The 22087-nt window shown below is 61.4% G+C and carries 11 protein-coding genes and 1 pseudogene; 3 read left to right on the forward strand and 9 right to left on the reverse strand.

Annotation, left to right across the window (positions count from 1 at the left end; all coding sequences use genetic code 11):
* From AB4N42_RS01980 to AB4N42_RS02020, 9 genes are all read right to left on the reverse strand, one after another.
* Window positions 1-1443 carry a TIGR01777 family oxidoreductase gene (locus AB4N42_RS01980; RefSeq protein WP_460115787.1) on the reverse strand — a complete coding sequence of 481 codons (1443 nt, stop codon included), beginning with the start codon at window positions 1441-1443 and terminating at the stop codon, window positions 1-3.
* On the reverse strand, window positions 1436-1924 hold the full coding sequence (locus AB4N42_RS01985) for a cell division protein (RefSeq protein ID WP_198797007.1): 489 nt from the start codon (window positions 1922-1924) through the stop codon (window positions 1436-1438). Before AB4N42_RS01985 ends, AB4N42_RS01980 begins: the two co-directional genes overlap by 8 nt.
* 281 nt (window positions 1925-2205) lie before the next feature.
* Entirely contained in the window at window positions 2206-3072 is an 867-nt protein-coding gene (locus tag AB4N42_RS01990) for an ABC transporter permease (protein ID WP_460115788.1), read from the reverse strand.
* 12 nt (window positions 3073-3084) lie between these two features.
* Complete coding sequence (locus tag AB4N42_RS01995) at window positions 3085-3945, reverse strand: ABC transporter ATP-binding protein (protein ID WP_030138001.1); 861 nt, start codon at window positions 3943-3945, stop codon at window positions 3085-3087.
* A gap of 5 nt (window positions 3946-3950) precedes the next feature.
* The gene (locus AB4N42_RS02000; protein ID WP_460115789.1) at window positions 3951-4976 is read right to left on the reverse strand and encodes an ABC transporter substrate-binding protein; all 1026 of its coding nucleotides are present in this window, start codon (window positions 4974-4976) and stop codon (window positions 3951-3953) included.
* Between the two features lie 37 nt (window positions 4977-5013).
* Complete coding sequence (locus AB4N42_RS02005) at window positions 5014-5916, reverse strand: TauD/TfdA dioxygenase family protein (protein ID WP_460115790.1); 903 nt, start codon at window positions 5914-5916, stop codon at window positions 5014-5016.
* A 357-nt stretch (window positions 5917-6273) separates the two neighbouring features.
* Entirely contained in the window at window positions 6274-7641 is a 1368-nt protein-coding gene (locus AB4N42_RS02010) for an HlyD family type I secretion periplasmic adaptor subunit (protein WP_198797002.1), read from the reverse strand.
* Window positions 7631-9787 carry a type I secretion system permease/ATPase gene (locus AB4N42_RS02015; RefSeq protein ID WP_258648665.1) on the reverse strand — a complete coding sequence of 719 codons (2157 nt, stop codon included), beginning with the start codon at window positions 9785-9787 and terminating at the stop codon, window positions 7631-7633. The genes AB4N42_RS02010 and AB4N42_RS02015 overlap by 11 nt, the downstream gene beginning before the upstream one ends.
* Before the next feature lie 37 nt (window positions 9788-9824).
* Window positions 9825-11174, reverse strand: coding sequence for a TolC family outer membrane protein (locus AB4N42_RS02020; protein WP_030138006.1), 1350 nt, complete (start codon window positions 11172-11174; stop codon window positions 9825-9827).
* Between the two features lie 360 nt (window positions 11175-11534).
* Between AB4N42_RS02020 and AB4N42_RS02025 the strand changes: the two genes are divergently transcribed.
* The 3 genes and pseudogenes from AB4N42_RS02025 (at window position 11535) to AB4N42_RS02035 (ending at window position 22085) form a co-directional block, all read left to right on the forward strand.
* Window positions 11535-14441, forward strand: a complete 2907-nt coding sequence (locus AB4N42_RS02025; protein WP_460115791.1) for a retention module-containing protein — start codon at window positions 11535-11537, stop codon at window positions 14439-14441.
* A pseudogene (locus AB4N42_RS02030) lies at window positions 14428-14988 on the forward strand (immunoglobulin-like domain-containing protein); the annotation flags it as partial. The gene AB4N42_RS02025 and the pseudogene AB4N42_RS02030, both read left to right, overlap by 14 nt.
* Before the next feature lie 77 nt (window positions 14989-15065).
* A complete protein-coding gene (locus AB4N42_RS02035) occupies window positions 15066-22085 on the forward strand; it encodes an immunoglobulin-like domain-containing protein (protein WP_460115792.1) in 7020 nt (2339 codons plus the stop codon).
* Window positions 22086-22087 lie beyond the last annotated feature (2 nt).

The raw sequence follows: 22087 nt of genomic DNA on the forward strand, positions 1-22087 counted from the left end.
TCAGGCCAGGTCGCGCAGGGCTGCGTCGAGCGTCGGGTAACGGAACGCATAGCCGGCCTCGACGAGACGGTCGGGCACCACGCGCTGTCCATCGAAAAACAGCTGGGCCATCTCGCCAGCCAAGGCACGCACTGGCGCGGCCGGAATATGGAACCACACCGGGCGCTTGAGCACCTTGCCGACGCTTTCGGCGAACAGCGCCTGGCTGACCGTTTCCGGCGCCACCAGGTTGTAGGTGCCGCTCAGGCTTTGATCAGCGAAGGCCCGGGCGATCACCTGGATGACATCGTCGCGGTGTACCCAACTCATGATTTGCTTGCCATCACCCATCCGCCCGCCAAATCCCAGGCGAAACGGAATCAGCAATGGCAGCAATGCACCGCCAGGCCCGAACACCACACCCAGGCGCAGCACCACCTGCCGCACGCCCAACTCGACGGCAGGCTGCGCGGAGGCTTCCCAGCGCGCGCAGAGCTCAGCCATGAAACCCTCGCCCTGGCTGGCGCTTTCATCCAGGCTTTCACCGGCGTCACGCACGCCGTAAAAACCAATCGCCGAAGCCTGGATCCACAACGCCGGTTTGTGCCGCGCGTTTCTCAACCAGGCCATCAAGGCTTCGGTGGTATTGACCCGGCTGGCGATGAGTTGCGCCTGGCGCTTGGGACTCCAGCGCGGACCGGCCACCGGTGCGCCTGCCAGGTTGATCACCACGTCGAAGGTTTCTTCATGCCCCAGCTTGCCCAACGAACGCAGGGAACGGGCGCGACCGTCAAACAGATAGGCCGCTTTCAACGGGTCGCGAGCCAACACGCTGACCGTGTGCCCGGCGTCGAGCAGTTGATTGACCAATGTTTCGCCGATGAACCCGGTGCCGCCCGTGACCAGCACGCGCTTGTAGGCGCCACCGGCAAACGGGTTGGCGGGCTTGCCCGCGCGTTGCATACGCAAGGCCGCCAAGCCGTCGCGAATCCCCGAGGCCGTGACGCCGATGGCGAACAAGGTCAACAGCCAGCCGCGCCAGCCGAGGTCGATTGCGCTCAGCCCGGTTGGCAAACTCGCCCACTGCGCCAATTGCACGCCATACAACGCAAAGAACGCCCCGCCGTTGACCGCCAGCACCGTGTGCATGATGCGTTCGATAGGCGGCAGCTTGCGGCTGCGGTCCTCGACCACGAAATCCCAGAGCGTCAGGCAAATCTCCAGGGCGAACAGCAGCGCGATGACAATCGCCCACGTCCCCTCGAAAGCCAGATGCGCAATGCCCAGGAACAGGATCCCGTAGAAGCACGAGCGCATGGCGTGGATCGACAGCTCCAGCCGCGCACTGTGGCGATAGGGCAAGGCGACGGTGAGTTCGTGGTGATACAAGGTGTCCAGCGCACCGAGGATTGCCTGGGCGATCAGCAGGGCAATGGCCCAGTCCAGCGATGAAAAATCAGCCATGATGGGATGCGCTCGATGCGTTGTCAGTCAGGGAAGTGCGGCGGTCGTGGCGATAGAGCCAGAGCAGCGGCAGCAATAAAACGAGCAAGGCAACGCTGTCGAACCACAGGTGCGACCAGACCCGTGCCTGGGCGGAAATCCACATGTCCTGGGGCGCCCACAGCAGGATGCCGACGATGAGCCAGCCCCAGGGCATGGCGCTCTTCAATCGATTGCCGATGTGGACGAGGGCGAGCATGTACAACCCGTAGCTTTGCAACGTGGCGCCGAACAACGCCAGCCACCAGACCTGTTGCGCGCGGGCCGTAGCAGGCACTGAATCGGCGCCCCAGAAAGCGAGTTCGATGGTGTTCAGATAGTCATCGAGCAAGCCGGAATGACCGGCCCAGGTCAGCATGAGGCCGGCAAGCAGATGCATCAGGGCCGCCGCGTACAACCAAACGACCAGGGCTTTGCGAAGGGGGTTGGGAGGGACTGGCATTCCGTGTCCTGAAGGCTTGCTTGGAGGCGGCAAGTCTAAAGGAAAAGGGAGGGGCTTTACTTGGCTAATTATGTTGAGGGTTTAACAAGCATTGCACCGCCCAGCCAGGCCACAGGCGCTTCTGTGGAGCTGCGTAGGGGCTGCAATCTTTTCCTGGGCATTGCTATCTCAAGCGAAAGATCAAAGATCAAAGATCAAAGATCGCAGGCTTCGCCAGCGCCTACAGAGTCGAGCGGGAGCAAGCTCCCTCGCCACGGGCTCCAAGTGATTTCAGGAATGGCTCAACGCTGCATCCCCCAGCGCTTCACCGTCACCCGCTCCAGACTGTCGAACACCAGGTTCTCCACCAACAGCCCGATCAGGATCACCACCGCTAACCCGGCAAACACCTTGTCGGTGTACAACTCATTACGATTCTGGAAGATGTACCAACCCAAGCCGCCCTTGCCACTGGTCGCGCCGAACACCAGTTCGGCAGCAATGAGGGTACGCCAGGCGAAGGCCCAGCCGATCTTCAGCCCTGCGAGGATCGACGGCAGCGCCGCCGGGATCAGGATGAACAGCACAAAGCGCAGGCCCTTGAGGCCATAGTTGCGCCCGGCCATGCGCAGCGTTTCCGACACGCCGAGAAAGCCCGCATACATGTTCAACGCCAGCGCCCACAGCACCGAATGCACCAGCACGAAAATCAGGCTGTTCTGCCCCAGGCCGAACCACAGCAACGCCAACGGCAACAGGGCGATGGCAGGCAATGGGTTGAACATCGACGTCAACGTGCTGAGCAGGTCGCGGCCCAACTGCGTCGACACCGCCAGGGTGGTCAGGCCAAACGCCAGGATGATGCCCAGCAGATAGCCCTTGAGCAGCACCACCAGGGAAATCCAGATCTTGCCCAACAGCTCGCCGCTGAGCAAACCGTCGTATAACGCGCTACTGGTCTGCAGGAAGCCCGGCAACAGCAGGTCATTGTTCTGGTAGCGCGCCACGCCCTCCCACAGCACCGCCAGCACAACCAGGATCAGACTTTTACGCAGCCAACCCTGCTGCCAGAGGCGCTGGCCCAGGGGCAATTCGCGCTCCAGCGGCACGTGGGTCAGCGGTTGCAGATCGACTTCGTATTCTTCGCGCGCAGGCGATAATTGGCTCATGAACGGCTCCCCTTAATACGCAATACGGATGTCGGTGAAATCCAGCTCACGCTCGGTTTCAGGCGGCTGACCTTCATTGAACAGCAATCCATGAATCCGCCGCGCCGTATGCTGGAACCCCACGCCGCCGAGGCTGTGCAGGTCGTATTGATGGCTGTGGATTTCCGCCCGGACACGCCCCGGATGGGGTGACAACAGCAGGATGCGATTGCCCACCACCAGCGCTTCTTCGATGGAGTGGGTGACGAACAACAGAGTGAAACGCACCTCCTCCCAGAGCAGCAGCAATTCTTCCTGCATCTTGCGTCGGGTCAGCGCATCGAGGGCGGCGAAGGGCTCGTCCATCAACAGGATCTTCGGCTGCATCGCCAGCGCCCGGGCGATTGCGACGCGGGCCTTCATGCCACCGGACAAGGTGTGGGGATAGGCATCGGCAAACGCCGCCAACCCGACCTTGTCGAGATAATGCAGCGCCCGCTCCTCGGCCTCGCGGCGCTTGAGCGTGCCCGACGCCAGCAGCGCGAACATCACGTTCTGCTTCACGGTTTTCCACGGTGGCAACTGGTCGAATTCCTGGAACACCACGATCCGGTCAGGGCCTGGCGCGTTGACGGTTTGGCCTTGCAAGCGAATCTCGCCTTCGCACGGCGCGATGAAACCGCCGATGGCCTTGAGCAGCGTGGACTTGCCGCAACCCGACGGGCCGAGCAGTACAAAACGGTCCGCCGGGTCGACTTCGAAACTGACTTGATGGGTGGCCCGCACCACACGCTGCGGGGTGCGGTATTCCAGGCTGACGTTATCCACCGACAACAACGCCGTGCTGGCGGAGGTGGGGTTGCTGGCCGCGTGGCCTTGCAATGGCGCGTTCATGACAATCAGCTCCCTTGCAACGGTTTGGCGTCCTGGAAGAAATAGTCTTCCCACGACGCCGGTTTGTTTTTGATGGCGCCGACGCGGTAGAGGAATTCCGCCAGCGGGTAGGTGTTCTTCGGCGTGACGGTGAATTCGATCTGCGGGTTATCGATGGTCTTCAGCAAGGTTGCTCGGTCAATCTTGGCCTTGGTCACCCGAAGATAGGTGTCCGCCGCCGCACCCTTGTCGTTCTGGGCGAACTCGGCGGCTTCGGTCAGGGCCTCGACAAAGGCCTTGTAGGTCTTCGGGTTTTCATCACGGAATTTCTCGGTGGCGAACAACACCGTGGGCGAGTTCGGCCCGAGCACATCATAGGAATTGAGCACGACGTGGACGTTGGGGTTTTGCAGGGCCTGGTCCTGGAACGGCGGGTTGGAAAAGTGCCCGGTCAACTCGGTGCCACCGGCGATCAACGCGGCCGTGGCGTCCGGGTGCGGGACGGCCAGGGTGTACTTGTCGAGGCGATTGAAATCCTTGTCGCCCCACTGCTTGGCGGCGGCGTATTGCAGGATCCGCGACTGCACCGAAACACCCACCGCCGGCACCGCGATGCGGTCCTTCTCGGTGAAGTCGGCGATGGTCTTGACGTTCGGATTGTTGCTCAACAGGTAATAGGGAAAGTTGCCCAGCGACGCCACCGCCTTGACGTTCTGCTTGCCACGGGTGCGATCCCAGACCGTCAACAACGGCCCGACGCCGGCCCCGGCAATGTCGATGGAGCCCGACAGCAACGCATCGTTGACCGCCGCACCGCCGGACAGTTGAGTCCAGTCGACCTTGATGTCGATGCCTTCCTGCTTGCCGTGCTTTTCGATCAGTTGTTGATCGCGCACCACATTGAGCAGCAGGTAAACGATGCCGAACTGCTCGGCGATGCGAATCTCGCCCTCGGCGTGAGCGCTGGCCGGCACAACCAGGCTGCCGGCGAGCAGGCTGAACCCCAGGCCGATGGCCGCGGCCAACGGAGCAAAAGCAATGCGTTTGGACATGGTGATTCTCCGGGCTCTTTGCGCGCTGCGCAGCCGATCAGAAAGGGGCGTCGCCCTGGATGGTGGTGCGATACAGCTTGCGGCGCAGATGGCTCGGGCAACCGGCGGCCAGGTGGATCAACGAACGGTTGTCCCAGAACACCAGGTCGTGGGGCTGCCATTGATGGCGATAGATGTTCTGCGGCAGCACGCTGTGGGCATACAGCTCCGTCAGGATGGCGGTGCTTTCATCCTCCGGCAGGCCGACGATGCGGGTCGTAAAGCCTTCGCTGACAAACAATGCCTTACGCCCGGTTTCCGGATGCGTGCGGACGATCGGATGCACGACTTCGGCAACCTGGGCCAATTGCTCCGGTGTCAACGTCGGGCGCCAGTTACCTTCGAATTTGGTCTCGCTGTAGCGCGCCGTGTAGGAGTGCGCCGCCGAACGGCCATCGATCGCCTTACGCAGCGCTTCGGGCAAACCATCCAGCGCCTTGTGCATATCGGCGAACAACGTGTCGCCGCCTTCGCTCGGCAATTCCTGGGCATGAAGCATCGAGCCGAGGCTGGGCAATTCCTTATAGGAAAGGTCCGAATGCCAAAACTTGCCGGCATCGCCCAGGCCAATGGACTGGCCGTTCTCGATGATGTTGGAGACGATGAGAATTTCCGGGTGCCCGGCCAGCAGGAATTGCTTGAGCACATGGATCTGCAGCACGCCAAAACGGCGGCTGAAGGCGATCTGTTGTTCAGGGGTGATGCGTTGGTCGCGGAACACCACCACGTGATAGTCGAGGTGGGCGCGGTGGATGCGGGCGAAATCCTGGTCGTTGATGGGCCGGGACAAGTCCAGGCCAACGATCTCGGCGCCTACGGCATCGGAGAATGGGCGGATGTCGAACGACTGTGGCGCGCTGTTCGCGGCATTTGAATCTGGAGAATAAGAGACGGCTGGCATACATCACTCCCACGCACGGCGCGCTTGAATGGGCGCGCACTCGATCAAAACTCACGGGTTCACCGTGTTGGTTTGTGTCGTGCGGCGCGCCGATTGGTCGGCAGGTACGCAGGGGGGTGACTTTAAAGGTATAAGAAACTTAATTTAAATATTAAAAATGCATATGTATATGGCAGAACCTATGGGACCACCATTGATCCTGTGGTGAGGGGATTTATCCCCGCTGGGGTGCGCAGCAGCCCTGAATGGCTGAATGCAAATATGCCTGACACACCGAAGTGGCTGGTTGGGGCTGCTGCGCAGCCCAGCGGGGATAAATCCCCTCGCCACAAAAGCGCGTGCGCCGCAAATATCTATTTACCGCTCGTGCAACGCCTCGGACCGGGCCTTGATGATCGGTTTGAGCAGGTAGCTCAGGATGGTTTTCTTGCCGGTGATAATGTCCACCGACGCTACCATCCCCGGGATGATCAGCAAGGGCTTTTCAGGCGTGCCCAGGTGGCTGCGTTCGGTGCGCAGCTTGATGATGTAGTAGGTGGTCTTCTTGTCTTCATCGGTGATGGTGTCGGCACCAATCTGTTCCAGCTTGGCTTTCATCCCGCCATAGATGGTGTAGTCATACGCCGTGAATTTCACCGTGGCGTCTTGGCCAGGGTGCAGGAAAGCGATGTCCTGGGGACGGATTTTCGCTTCCACCAGGATGGTGTCGTCCAGCGGCACGATTTCTATCAGGTCACTACCCGGCTGGATCACACCGCCAATGGTATTCACCAGCATCTTGTTGACGATGCCGCGCACCGGCGATGTCACCAGGGTACGGCTAACGCGATCTTCCAGGGCCTTGCCGGTGGCCTGGGCCTTGTTCAGGTCGGTGCGCGCTTCGTTGAGTTGGGTCAGCGCTTCACTGCGGAATTTGCCGCGGGTCTCGTCGATCTTGCGCTGCACTTCCTTGATCGCCGATTCGGCACGGGGAATCGCCAGCGTCGTGGCGTCCAGTTGCCCACGGGTCTCGACTTCGGCGCGCTTGAGCCGCAGCACTTCCACCGGCGATACCGCGCCTTGGGCCACCAACGGCTCGGACATGTTGATTTCCTGGCGTTGCAGTGCCAGGCCAGAGCGATATTGCGCCTGCTTGGAAATGAACTCGCGCAGCTCCTGCTGACGCTGGATCAACTGCTCCTGCAAGCCACCGATCTCATCGTGCAATTGCTGACGGCGGCTGATGTACAGCGACTCCTCGCTGGCAGCCTGGCCCGGTACTGCCTTGAGTACATCGGGCGGAAACTTCAACGGCCGGTCATCGACTTCGGCACTCAGGCGCTCGACCCGCAACAGCATCGACAGGCGATCCGCCTCGGTTTCGCCGACGTTGGAGGCAAACCGGGTGTCGTCCAGGCGAATCAACGGCGCCCCGGCCTCGACGATCTGCCCTTCCTTGACGAACAGCTCAGCGACGATGCCGCCTTCAAGGTTTTGGATTTTCTGGATCTTGGACGATGGGATCGCCTTGCCGTCGCCCTTGGTGACTTCGTCGATCACCGCAAAGTTGGCCCACAACACCAGGAAAACGAAGAAGGCAATGATGCCCCAGATCGTCAGGCGCACCACGCGGGGAGCGTCTTCGATCAGCGCCTTGTTGACCTCGGGCAGCGGCTGGCCGTGCAGCGACTCGGAACCTTTGAAGTAGCGGCCGATAGCGCCTTTTGAATCCGATTTAAGCAACACTGATCTGCCCCTTCTTCAACGCTTCCATGACGGCGGCTTTCGGGCCATCGGCGAGGATCTGCCCCCGATCGATCACGATCAGGCGATCCACCAGCGACAGCAACGATGCCCGGTGCGTCACCAGCAGCACGGTCTTGTTTTCCACCACGGCGGCCAGGCGCTGTTTCAAGCGTTCTTCACCGGTGTTGTCCATGGCACTGGTGGGTTCGTCCAACAGCAGGATGGGCGGGTTGAGGAGCAGCGCGCGGGACAGGGCGACGTTTTGCCGCTGGCCGCCGGACAGGTTCTGCCCGCGCTCGCCGACTTGCAGTTCGTAACCTTGCGGATGCAGGCGGGCAAATTCATGCACGCCCGCGAGTTCTGCAGCCTGGAGCACCAGTTCATCTTCGACGTAGCGGGCGCCGGAGGTCAGGTTGTCGCGCAGGGTGCCGGCCAGCAGCTGGATGTCCTGGGGCACGTAGCCAATGTTGTAGCGCAGCTCGCTGACGTCGATCTGGCGAATGTCCACACCATCCACCAGCAATGCGCCGTCGTCCGGTTGGTACAGACCCACCAGCAACTTGGCCAGGGAGCTCTTGCCCGAGCCGCTGCGGCCGATGATGCCGATCTTCTCGCCGGGCTTGATCACCAGGTTGATGTTCTTCAACGCGGCGTTCTGCTGGTTCGGGTAGGTGAAGTTCAGCTGGCGGCACTCGATCGCCCCCTGCAACACCTTGCGGCTCAGCGGACGCTCTTCGAAATTGCGCTCCTGTGGCAACTCCATCATCTGGTCGACGGACGTCATCGTCACCCGCGCCTGCTGATAGCGGGTCAGCAAACCCGAGAGCGATGCCAGCGGGCTGAGGGCGCGGCCGCTGAGCATGTAGCAGGCAACCAGCCCGCCCATGCTGAGATTGCCGGCGATGATCTGGTAGACGCCGAAGACAATCATGACCACGCCGGCCAGTTGCTGGATCAGCAACGTGATGTTCATCGCCAGGCCGGACAACATCTTCACCCGCAGCTCAAGGCGACTGAGGGTGCCGATGGTCTGTTCCCATTGGTACTGGCGCTCGCTCTCGGCGTTGTTGACCTTCACCGCGTCCAGGCCGGCCAGGGTCTCGATCAGGCTGGACTGGCGCTCGGCGCCCAGGGCCATGGTTCGCTCCATGGTCGCCACCAACGGCTTCTGCAGCGCATAACCGATCAACAGCGCAAGCGGAAACGCCACCACCGGAATCCACACCAGATGCCCACCGAGGATCGCGATGACCATGAAGATCAACAGAGTGAACGGAAGGTCGATCAGGCTGGTGAGCGTCAGCGAGGCCAGGAAGTCCCGCAGGCTTTGAAACTCATGGATGTTCTGGGCGAAGCTGCCCACCCGCGCCGGACGATATTTCATCGCCATGCCGACGATGCGCTCGAACAGTGTCGCCGAGATGATCAGGTCGGTTTTCTTGCCCGCCAGATCCAGGCACAGGCTGCGCAGCATTTTCAGGATGAGGTCGAACACATAGGCGCCGGTGATGCCGACCGCCAATACCCACAGCGTCGATTCGGCCTGGTTCGGCACCACGCGGTCGTAGACGTTCATCACGAACAGCGGCGCGGCCATGGCGATGATATTGATCAGCAGGCTGGCGGCGATGGCGTCGGCGTACAGCCAGCGGGACCGCTTGAGGGTGTCGCGAAACCACGAACGCGCCCGGGGAATGAGCGTGCCGTGATTAACGTCAAATTTATGCTGCGGCTGGGCGAAGAACACCTTGCCGCTGTAGTCATCGGCGAGCAGTTCACGGCTGACGGTGACCTCACCGCCGTCGCTTTCGCTGAGCAGCAAACGCGCCTGGCCGTCCTCGGCCCAGCCCAGCAGGACGGCGCTGCGGCCTTCTTTCAGCAGCAGTAGCGCCGGCATGGCGATGGCGGGGATTTGCTCGAGCTTGCGTTGCAGCACCCGGCCTTGCAGACCGGCACGGGCCGCCGCACGCGACAATAATTCGACGCTCAGCCGTTGCTTGGGCAACGGCAGGCCGGTGGTGAGCATCGCCGCGCTGGCAGGCTTCTGATGCAGCATGCAGAGCGCCAGCAAACCATCCAACAGCGGGTCGTCGTGCAGCGTGCGCGGGTCATGGACTAGTTCGACTGGACTGACTTCTGATTCCACGCTCGGCACTCTGACTGATTGAAACGGGTTGGAGGACTCAATTCATCCCAGGCAACTGGACCTTGGGTTTCACGTCGTTCTGCACAACCGATGCCAACGGCGCGACCACACCCTGGCTTTTCAGCAACTGGCCCATGGTCGCCTTGATGCGGTACTGGGTGAACAGCTGCACATTCTTGATCTCCGCCAGGCGGCGGGAGGCGCTGAACAGCTCGTTTTCGCTGTCGAGCAAATCGAGCAGGGTGCGCTCACCCAGGCTGAACTGACGCTGATAGGCGGTGCGCACGCTGTTGCTGCGATCCACATATTGCTGGGCAACCGGCACCTGGGCGTTGGCGTTGTTCAGGGCGTTCCAGGCCAGGCCAAGCTCTTCGTTCAACTGGCGCAGCGCGTTGTTGCGAATATCCAACGCCTGGTTCGACAGGTAGGACTTGGACTCCAGGTCGGCCTTGTTACTGCCACCGGCATACAGGTTGAAGCGCATGCGCAGCATGGCTTGCCACTCGTTGTTGTGGCCGTTCTGGCCGTCCAGGTCGTTGTCGGCGGTGCGGCCCAGCTCGGCGTCAAAGCGTGGGTAGAAGCTCGACTTGGCAGCTTCATATTGTTTCTCGGCAGCGGCGATGTCGGCTTCGGCCGAACGCAGCACCGGGCTGTTTTCCAGCATCTGGGCACGGGCTTCGGTCAGGTTGGCCGGCAACAGCGCCATAAAGTCGGCGGGACGATCCAACTGATCGGGCAGTTGGCCGACGGCGCTGAGGTAATTGGTCTCGGCATCGGCCAGGTTGGTTTGTTCAGTGATCAGGTTGTTGCGGGCCTGGGCCATGCGCGCTTCGGCCTGGTCCAGGTCGGCACCGCTGCCCACGCCACGGGAGGTGCGCAGCTTGATCTGGTCGTAAATGCGCTCGTGGCTCTTGAGGTTTTCCTCGGCCAGGCGCACGAACTCGCGACGGGTCAGCACGTCCAGGTAGACCTGGGCCACGGTCAGCCCGGTGCGCTCGGACGCGTCCAGCAAGGAATAAGCACGGGAATTAACGTTGGCTTGTTGACGCCCTACTTCGCTGGACGTCGCAAAACCGTCAAAAACCATTTGCGACAGACGCAGGCTCGACTCGCTGCGGTTCAAGGTTTCCCAATGATTATTGCTGCCCGAACGGGTCGTCACACTGTCGGTGCCTTCACGGCCATAACCGGCTGCAAGGTCCACTCTAGGCAGGTAGCCGCCTTTGGCCGCCTTGAGCTGATAGTCCGCCGCCAGGCGACTGTTCACGCCGGCCTGGATTTCCGGGTGGACGTCCAATGCCTGTTGCATGGCCTGCGGCAAGGTTTGTGCTTGTACGAAACTGGCGGCGAGGGCGAAAGGTAAAGCCTTGAGCAGGTGCGAACGCATGGTTGGTTTATTCCCGAAACTCTTGTCTTGAATCACAGCGAAACGTGGCGCTGCATCGGATGATGGCAACCGGAATGACCGTATGTCGGAAAGTTCAAAACAGGGGCTGGAACACGCACCGAAAGAACAGGTCGCCGCTTAAATATCAATGTGACATTACGGAACCGATTGTTTAGGATGGCCGGCAGAAGGTCAATAGTTTGGCAGAAACAAAATACGCCGAAAAATACAGTCAAAATATTGTCAAATTAAAGCGTCAAAACATTTTCCCTTAGTGAGCATGAACGTCCAGACCGCTATGGCCATCGAGGCTGTCGGGTCCATGGAAGTCTACTGAACGTGGTACCCGGAGAGTCTTCAATGAGCAGTGTTATTGCCGTTGTCAAAAGCATTGTTGGTCAGGTTTTCGCCGTATCCCCCGAAGGTATTCGGCGCGTACTCATTGAGGGCGATCGCCTGAATGTGGGCGACCAGTTGGACACCGGCCCTGCCGGCGCCGTCACATTGGAGCTGGCCGATGGCCGCACGCTGGACCTGGGTCGCGACACTCAGTGGAGCGCCAGCGCTCCGGACTCTTCCACCGACCTCGAACAGGCCACAGCCCAAGCCGCGCCTTCTGTAGATGAGTTGCAGCAAGCCATCGCCGCCGGCGTCGACCCGACGACCGCCCTGGAAGCCACCGCCGCAGGCCCAACCGCCGCGGGTACAGGTGGCGCCGCCGGTGGCGGCCACAGCTTCGTCGTGCTGGACGCCACGGCCGGCAGCGTCGATCCGACGATCGGCTTCCCGACCGCAGGCCTCGCTGCAGCCGCCGCGACCGACAACAACATCTTGGGTGGCGACACCGCCGATACGACAGCCAACGCCGTGCTCAATGCGACCATGAGCCTGAGCGCCACGCCGACCATCACCGAAGCCGGCGGCGTGCTGGTCTACACCGCAACCGTTACCCAGGCGCCACTGACCAACCTGACCGTGACCTTGTCCAACGGTGCGGTCATCGTGATCCAGGCCGGACAACTGACCGGTAGCGTCAACGTACCGCTCGCGCCGAACGACACCGTCTACAACGACCCAAGCCAGATCAGCGTAACCGTTACGGGCACCACCGGCGGCGGCGGCATCGCCGTGACCGTGCCGACCACGCCGGCAGTGACCCAGATCACCGACACCATCGACACCACCACCGTCACCCTGAGCGCGAACAACACGATTACCGAAGGCGGCCAGATCACTTACACCGCGACGCTGACCAATCCGGCTCAGACCCCGGTGACTGTGGCCTTGAGCAACGGCTCGGTCATTACTATTGCTGCTGGTCAAACTACCGGTACCGTGGCTGTCGATACCCCAGCCAACGACGTCTACAACAACGGCAGTACCGTCAGCACCACGATCACTGGCGCAACCGGCGGTAACTTTGAGAATCTGGTGCCGAGCACGGCGCCTGCGGTGACTACGATTACCGACTCGGTAGATGCCACTACCCTGACGCTGACCGCTACGCCGACCGTGAATGAAAACGGCACGATCACCTACACCGCGACCCTGACCGGTGCTGACGGAAAACCCGTCACCGCTCAGAACGGTCCGGTTACCGTAACGTTGGAAAGCGGCAAGACCATCACTATTGCAGCCGGCGCAAGTTCGGGTGAGCTCAATGTGCCTGTCGGCAACGACGTGTACCAAGGCCCAACCACCGTCACCGAATCGATTGCTTCGGCATCGGGCGGTAACTTGGAAGCCATTGCTCCTAACACCGCTCCGGTCAGCACCATCGTTAGCGATGTCGATGACACCACCACGGTGACATTGACCGCCACGCCGACCGTGAACGAAAACGGCACCATCACCTACACCGCCACGCTGACCGGTGCCGACGGAAAACCTGTCACCGCGCAGAACGGTCCAGTGACCGTGACTTTGGACAGCGGTAAGACCATCACCATCGCAGCCGGTGCAAGTTCGGGTGCGCTCGATGTGCCGGTCGGTAATGACGTCTACCAAGGCCCGACCACCGTGACTGAGTCGATTGCTTCGGCATCCGGTGGCAACCTGGAAGCCATTGCGCCAAACACCGCTCCGGTCAGCACCGTGGTCAGCGATGTCAACGACACCACCACGGTGACATTGACCGCCACGCCAACCGTGAATGAAAACGGCACGATTACTTACACCGCCACTTTGACCGGTGCTGACGGCAAACCCGTCACCGCGCAGAACGGTCCGGTGACCGTCACCCTGGACAGCGGCAAGACCATCACCATCGCTGCCGGTGCAAGCTCAGGTGCGCTCGATGTGCCGGTCGGCAACGACGTGTATCAAGGCCCAACGACCGTCACCGAGTCGATTGCTTCGGCATCGGGCGGCAACCTCGAAGCCATCGCGCCAAACACCGCGCCGGTCAGCACCATCGTTAGCGATGTCGATGACACCACCACGGTGACATTGACCGCCACGCCAACCGTGAATGAAAACGGCACGATCACTTACACCGCAACTCTGACCGGTGCTGACGGAAAACCCGTCACCGCTCAGAACGGTCCGGTGACCGTCACCCTGGAAAGCGGCAAGACCATCACTATTGCAGCCGGCGCAAGTTCGGGTGAGCTCAATGTGCCTGTCGGCAACGACGTGTACCAAGGCCCAACCACCGTCACCGAATCGATTGCTTCGGCATCGGGCGGTAACTTGGAAGCCATTGCTCCTAACACCGCTCCGGTCAGCACCGTGGTCAGCGATGTCAATGACACCACCACGGTGACATTGACCGCCACGCCAACCGTGAATGAAAACGGCACGATTACTTACACCGCCACTCTGACCGGTGCCGACGGCAAACCTGTCACTGCTCAGAACGGTCCGGTGACCGTCACCCTGGACAGCGGCAAGACCATCACCATCGCTGCCGGTGCAAGCTCAGGTGCGCTCGATGTGCCGGTCGGCAACGACGTGTATCAAGGCCCAACGACCGTCACCGAGTCGATTGCTTCGGCATCGGGCGGCAACCTCGAAGCCATTGCGCCAAACACCGCGCCGGTCAGCACCATCGTTAGCGATGTCGATGACACCACCACGGTGACATTGACCGCTACGCCGACCGTGAACGAGAACGGCACCATCACCTACACCGCCACCCTGACCGGGGCCGATGGGAAACCTGTCACCGCTCAGAACGGTCCTGTGACCGTCACGTTGGACAGCGGCAAGACCATCACCATCGCTGCTAGGCGCAAGCTCGGGTGCGCTCGATGTGCCTGTCGGTAATGACGTCTACCAAGGCCCGACCACCGTGACCGAGTCGATTGCCTCGGCATCGGGCGGTAACTTCGAAGCCATTGCTCCTAACACCGCTCCGGTCAGCACCATCGTCAGCGATGTCAACGACACCACCACCGTGACGCTGACCGCTACGCCAACCGTGAACGAAAACGGCACCATCACTTACACCGCAACTCTGACCGGTGCTGACGGAAAACCCGTCACTGCGCAGAACGGTCCAGTGACTGTGACTTTGGACAGCGGCAAGACCATCACTATTGCAGCCGGCGCAAGTTCGGGTGAGCTCAATGTGCCTGTCGGCAACGACGTGTACCAAGGCCCAACTACCGTCACCGAATCGATTGCCTCGGCATCGGGCGGTAACTTGGAAGCCATTGCTCCTAACACCGTTCCGGTCAGCACCATCGTTAGCGATGTCGATGACACCACCACGGTGACATTGACCGCCACGCCGACCGTGAACGAAAACGGCACCATCACCTACACCGCCACGCTGACCGGCGCAGACGGCAAACCTGTCACCGCTCAGAACGGTCCGGTGACCGTAACGTTGGAAAGCGGCAAGACCATCACCATCGCCGCTGCGGCGCAAGTTCAGGCGCGCTCGATGTGCCTGTCGGCAACGACGTGTACCAAGGCCCAACGACTGTCACCGAGTCGATCAAAGATGCATCCGGCGGTAATCTCGAAGCCATCGCGCCAAACACCGCTCCAGTCAGCACCGTCGTCAGCGATGTCGACGACACCACCACGGTGACATTGACCGCTACGCCGACCGTGAATGAAAACGGCACGATCACTTACACCGCCACCCTGACCGGTGCTGACGGAAAACCCGTCACCGCGCAGAACGGTCCTGTGACCGTGACCCTGGACAGCGGCAAAACCATCACCATCGCTGCGGGTGCAAGCTCGGGCGAGCTCAATGTGCCTGTCGGCAACGACGTGTACCAAGGTCCAACGACTGTCACCGAATCGATCAAAGATGCATCCGGCGGTAATCTCGAAGCCATCGCGCCAAACACCGCTCCAGTCAGCACCGTCGTCAGCGATGTCGACGACACCACCACGGTGACATTGACCGCTACGCCGACCGTGAATGAAAACGGCACGATCACTTACACCGCCACCCTGACCGGTGCTGACGGAAAACCCGTCACCGCTCAGAACGGTCCGGTGACCGTCACCCTGGAAAGCGGCAAGACCATCACTATTGCAGCCGGCGCAAGTTCGGGTGAGCTCAATGTGCCTGTCGGCAACGACGTGTACCAAGGCCCAACCACCGTCACCGAATCGATTGCTTCGGCATCGGGCGGTAACTTGGAAGCCATTGCTCCTAACACCGCTCCGGTCAGCACCGTGGTCAGCGATGTCAATGACACCACCACGGTGACATTGACCGCCACGCCAACCGTGAATGAAAACGGCACGATTACTTACACCGCCACTCTGACCGGTGCCGACGGCAAACCTGTCACTGCTCAGAACGGTCCGGTGACCGTCACCCTGGACAGCGGCAAGACCATCACCATCGCTGCCGGTGCAAGCTCAGGTGCGCTCGATGTGCCGGTCGGCAACGACGTGTATCAAGGCCCAACGACCGTCACCGAGTCGATTGCTTCGGCATCGGGCGGCAACCTCGAAGCCATTGCGCCAAACACCGCGCCGGTCAGCACCATCGTTAGCGATGTCGATGACACCACCACGGTGACATTGACCGCTACGCCGACCGTGAACGAGAACGGCACCATCACCTACACCGCCACCCTGACCGGGGCCGATGGGAAACCTGTCACCGCTCAGAACGGTCCTGTGACCGTCACGTTGGACAGCGGCAAGACCATCACCATCGCTGCCGGCGCAAGCTCGGGTGCGCTCGATGTGCCTGTCGGTAATGACGTCTACCAAGGCCCGACCACCGTGACCGAGTCGATTGCTTCGGCATCGGGCGGCAACCTCGAAGCCATCGCGCCAAACACCGCGCCGGTCAGCACCATCGTTAGCGATGTCGATGACACCACCACGGTGACCCTGACCGCCACGCCGACCGTGAATGAAAACGGCACGATCACCTACACCGCCACTTTGACCGGTGCTGACGGCAAACCTGTCACCGCGCAAAACGGTCCAGTGACCGTAACGTTGGAAAGCGGCAAGACCATCACCATCGCCGCTGGCGCAAGCTCGGGTGCGCTCGATGTGCCTGTCGGAAATGACGTCTACCAAGGCCCAACCACCGTCACGGAAAGCATCAGTACCGCGACGGGCGGCAACCTCGAAGCCATCGCACCGAACACAGCGCCTGTGAGCACCGAGGTCAGCGATGTCAACGACACCACCACGGTGACGCTGACCGCCACACCGACCGTGAATGAAAACGGCACCATCACCTACACCGCCACCCTGACCGGTGCTGACGGCAAACCGGTCACCGCGCAAAACGGCCCAGTGACCGTAACGTTGGAAAGCGGCAAGACCATCACCATCGCTGCGGGCGCAAGCTCGGGTGCGCTCGATGTGCCTGTCGGCAACGACGTGTACCAAGGTCCAACGACTGTCACCGAATCGATCAAAGATGCATCCGGCGGTAATCTCGAAGCCATTGCTCCAAACACTGCTCCAGTTAGCACCATCGTCAGCGACGTCAACGACACCACCACGGTGACATTGACCGCCACACCGACCGTGAACGAAAACGGCACCATCACCTACACCGCCACCCTGACCGGCACCGACGGCAAACCCGTCACTGCGCAGAACGGTCCAGTGACTGTGACTTTGGAAAGCGGCAAGACCATCACCATCGCTGCCGGTGCAAGTTCGGGTGCGCTCGATGTGCCGGTCGGCAACGACGTCTACCAAGGCCCAACGACCGTCACCGAATCGATCAAAGATGCATCCGGCGGCAACCTCGAAGCCATTGCTCCAAACACTGCTCCAGTCAGCACCGTAGTCAGCGACGTCAACGACACCACCACGGTGACCCTGACCGCCACGCCGACCGTGAATGAAAACGGCACCATCACTTACACCGCCACGCTGACCGGTGCTGACGGCAAACCCGTCACCGCGCAGAACGGCCCAGTGACCGTGACTTTGGAAAGCGGCAAGACCATCACCATCGCTGAGGGCGCAAGCTCGGGTGCGCTCGATGTGCCTGTCGGCAATGACGTGTACCAGGGCCCAACGACCGTCACCGAATCGATCAAAGATGCATCCGGTGGCAACCTCGAAGCCATCGCGCCAAACACCGCGCCGGTCAGCACCATCGTTAGCGATGTCAACGACACCACCACGGTGACATTGACCGCCACACCGACCGTGAATGAAAACGGCACCATTACCTACACCGCCACCCTGACCGGCGCCGACGGCAAACCTGTCACCGCGCAAAACGGTCCTGTGACCGTGACCCTGGAAAGCGGCAAGACCATCACCATCGCTGCGGGCGCAAGCTCGGGCGCGCTCGATGTGCCTGTCGGCAATGACGTCTACCAAGGCCCAACGACCGTCACCGAGTCGATCAAAGATGCATCCGGTGGCAACCTCGAAGCCATCGCACCGAACACCGCTCCAGTCAGCACCGTCGTCAGCGACGTCAACGACACCACCACCGTGACGCTGACCGCCACGCCGAACGTGAACGAAAACGGCACCATCACCTACACCGCCACCCTGACCGGCGCCGACGGCAAACCCGTCACCGCTCAGAACGGTCCTGTGACCGTGACCTTGGAAAGCGGCAAGACCATCACCATCGCCGCCGGCGCAAGCTCGGGTGCGCTCGATGTGCATGTCGGCAACGATGTCTACACCGGTGCGCCGTCCATCACCGAGTCGATCAAATCGGCCTCCGGAGGCAATCTCGAAGCCATCGGCGTCAATAGCGCCGGCGCGTCGACGGCCGTGGGCGACACTGTCGACAACACCACCGTCAGCATCAGCGGCAGCACCTCCGTCACCGAAGGCCAGGCCGCCACGTACACCGTCAGCCTGACGAACCCGGCGCAAACCGAAGTGACGGTGAAGATCGTCTACAGCGGTACCGCCGCCGACGGCTCGGACTTTACCGGCGTCTACACCGTGAAGATTCCGGCCAACGCCACCAGCGCCAGCTTCAACGTGGCCACCCTGGACGACAAGATCACCGAAGGCACTGAAAACTTCGTGGTCAAGATCGACTCGGCCACTGGCGGCAATTTCGAGCACCTGGCGGTCAGTGGGACCAACGGCAGCGTCAGTACGTCGATCATCGACAACGACACGCCGCCTGCGCTTGACCTGGATGCCAACGATTCCAGCGGCAAGACCGGCGCCGACTACCAGGTGACCTTCACCGAAGGCACTTCCGGCCCGGGCGTGTCCATCGCCGACACCGACCTGAAGATCACCGACCCGGACAGCACGATGCTGACCGGCGCCACCATCGTGCTGACCAACCGTCAGCCTGGCGATCATCTGAACCTGGGCAACAGCGTCAACGGCATCAGCATCAACGCCAACAGCACCGACGGCAAAGTCGTCCTGACGCTGACGGGCAATGCGACGCTGGCCGACTACATGCAGCAGATCAAGAACATCAGCTTCATCAACAACAGCGAAGACCCGAGCAGCGTACCGCGCGTGATCACCGTGACGGTGACTGACGGCGCAAGCTACTCCAACACCGCCACCACCACCGTGAACGTGGTCGGCGTCAACGATGCACCGGTCGCCACGGGCGGTTCGGTGACCGGTACCGAAGACACTTCGCTGGTGCTTGGCTGGTCGACCTTCGGCGTCAGCGACGTGGACAGCTCCGCCGCCAGCCAGGGCGTGAAAATCACCGGGCTGCCTGGCGATGGCAAGCTGCAGTACCTGGACGGTGCGACCTGGAAGGACGTGGCCAACAACCAGACCTTCACCAAGGCCGATATCGATGCCGGCAAGCTGCGCTTCACGCCAGATGCCAATGAATCCGGGACCAATGGCTACGGTGGCAGCGGCGTGGGCAACCAACAGGCTGACTACACGCAGATCAAGTTCCAGCCTACCGACGGCCAGGCGCTGGGCAACACCGGCACCGTGAAGATCGACATCACGCCGACTGCCGACGCACCGACCCTCAACGTGGCCGGCAACAACGTGACCTCCACTGGCTTGATCAAGGAAGTCTGGACCGGCCTGTCGGGCCTGGGCACCGATGGCAGCGGCGCGCCGTCCGGCACACTCAAGTCGGTGATCGATGCCGCCGGCACGCCGAACAGCAGCACCAACGTGACCAACGTCCAGAACGACAGCAACGTCAATCCGGGCACCGCGTCGAAGACCTCGGGGCTGATTTTCCTGGAAGCTGGCAAGACCTATACCTTCAGTGGCACGGGCGATGACAGCCTGTTGGTGACTGTCGGCGGCAAGGACGTGGCGGGTATCACCTGGGGCGCGGGTGGCCAGCTCAATGGGTCGTTCACCCCGACCAGCAGCGGCTACTACACCCTGGACATCTACCACCACAACCAGACCGGCCCGGGCAGCTATGACGTGAACCTGTCGATCAACGGCAGCACGCCGGTAGACCTGAGCAGTGCCGGCGTACCGCTCTACACCGGCGTCACCGACCTGACGAACGCCGGGGTCAGCGTTTCCGACCTGCACGGTACCAACGGCGAAGGCTACTACGACGGCTTCAAGCTCAACGAAGGTGGCGAAGGCGGCAGCGTGAACCTGTCGAAGATCACCACCGCCCTGACCGACACCGACGGCTCCGAAAGCCTGAGCGTGAAAATCGGCGGCATGCCGGAAGGCAGCGTGCTGAGCGACGGCGCCGGCCACACCGCGATCGTCGGTGCCAACGGCGAGGCCTCCGTGACTGGCTGGAACCTGGGCAGTCTGAACCTGACGCCACCGACCTACTACAACGGCCAGATCAACCTGACGGTAACGTCGACCTCCACCGAATCCCTCGGCGGATCGGCAGTGACGACCGCGCAGATCCCGGTCACCGTTTACCCGGCGACCTATAACGCCGCCACCGCTACCTCCGGCAGCGACAATGTCACCGGTACCGACGGCAACGACATCGTGGTCGCCGACATCGGCGGACTGACCGTGGTGCCGGGCGTCAACTACAACATCGCCTTCATGGTCGACAGCTCCGGCAGCATGAGCGACTCGTCCGTCACCGCCGCGAAGAACTCGTTGACCCAAGTGTTCAACACCCTCAAGCAGAGCCTGGGCAGCAACTCCGGGACGGTGAACATCTTCCTGGCGGACTTCGATAACCAGGTCAACAAGAACGTTGCGGTCAACCTCAACGATCCGAACGCGCTGACACTGCTCAAGAACGTGCTCGACTCGATGGTGTCCGGCGGCAATACCAACTATGAAGACGTGTTCAAGACCACCGCAAACTTCTTCAACAGCACCCAGGCCCTGAGCAATACCGGTGCGAAGAACCTGACGTACTTCATCACCGACGGTGAGCCAACGCGCTACCAGTCCGGCGAAGAGACGAACCCAGTGTTGTACGGCACCGTCAAGCTCGACGACGTCCTGAGCGCGGCCAACTACACCGTTGGCAAGTACTACACCCAGACGATCGACAGCACACACAAATTCACTATCGAAGAAAATGGGGACATGTTCCTGTCGATCAAGAACGGCAAGAATTGGAATAAAGACTACGTCGGCACGGTGCATGCCGAGGGCAACGGTACGTTCGAGTTCTCCAACGTGGACGGCGGCGGGTGGAGCGACGCCTCGGCAGCAGCCGGCTCAACGGCCAGCTTCACCCTGCTCAAAGGCTTGAGCAACGTTGAAGCCATCGGCCTGAACAACGGCGTGACCCTTGACGACCTCAAGCCGTACGACTCCGATGGCAAGCCGCAAACCAACATCGACCCCAAGGACCTGGCCAACTCGATCATCGGCCACACCGAAGCGACGTTGCCAGGTGCCGACACGGTCAATGGCGGCGACGGCAATGACATCCTCTTCGGCGATCTGGTGAGCTTCAACGGCATCACCGGCGAGGGTTACCAGGCGATCCAGTCGTTCGTGGCCCAGCAAAGCGGCGTCGACGTCAGCAAGATCACCACCAGCAACGTGCACCAGTACATCACCGAGCACTACACCGCGTTCGATGTGTCTGGCGCGCATGATGGCAACGACACCCTGCTGGGCGGCGCCGGTAACGACATCCTGTTCGGCCAGGGCGGCAACGACCTGCTGGACGGTGGCAAGGGCAATGACATCCTGCTCGGTGGCAGCGGTGCCGATACCCTGATCGGCGGCAAGGGCAACGACACCCTGATCGGTGGCCTGGGCGGCGACACCTTCGTCTGGAAATCCGGCGACACCGGTACTGACGTGATCAAGGACTTCAAGGCCGGCGACGGTGATCGGATCGATCTGCGGGACCTGCTGCAGGGCGAAACCGGCAGTACCATCGACCACTTCCTGAAAATCACCACGGTCGATGGCGTTTCCTCCTTGCAAGTCAGCACCACCGGCCAGTTCAACACGGCCAACAGCGCAGCGGCGCCGGACGTGACGATCAAGCTCGAAGGCAACAACTGGTCGAACATCAACCTGAACTCCCTCATCGCCGGCAGTGATCCGACCATCAAGATCGATCACAACAACAGCTGACG

It is taken from the genome of Pseudomonas sp. H2_D02 (assembly GCF_054677635.1).

Coding starts and splice junctions, on each gene's coding strand:
- AB4N42_RS01980 (WP_460115787.1), bottom strand. CDS start 1,443: ATGGCTGATTTTTCATCGCTGGACTGGGCCATTGCCCTGCTGATCGCC.
- AB4N42_RS01985 (WP_198797007.1), bottom strand. CDS start 1,924: ATGCCAGTCCCTCCCAACCCCCTTCGCAAAGCCCTGGTCGTTTGGTTG.
- AB4N42_RS01990 (WP_460115788.1), bottom strand. CDS start 3,072: ATGAGCCAATTATCGCCTGCGCGCGAAGAATACGAAGTCGATCTGCAA.
- AB4N42_RS01995 (WP_030138001.1), bottom strand. CDS start 3,945: ATGAACGCGCCATTGCAAGGCCACGCGGCCAGCAACCCCACCTCCGCC.
- AB4N42_RS02000 (WP_460115789.1), bottom strand. CDS start 4,976: ATGTCCAAACGCATTGCTTTTGCTCCGTTGGCCGCGGCCATCGGCCTG.
- AB4N42_RS02005 (WP_460115790.1), bottom strand. CDS start 5,916: ATGCCAGCCGTCTCTTATTCTCCAGATTCAAATGCCGCGAACAGCGCG.
- AB4N42_RS02020 (WP_030138006.1), bottom strand. CDS start 11,174: ATGCGTTCGCACCTGCTCAAGGCTTTACCTTTCGCCCTCGCCGCCAGT.
- AB4N42_RS02025 (WP_460115791.1), top strand. CDS start 11,535: ATGAGCAGTGTTATTGCCGTTGTCAAAAGCATTGTTGGTCAGGTTTTC.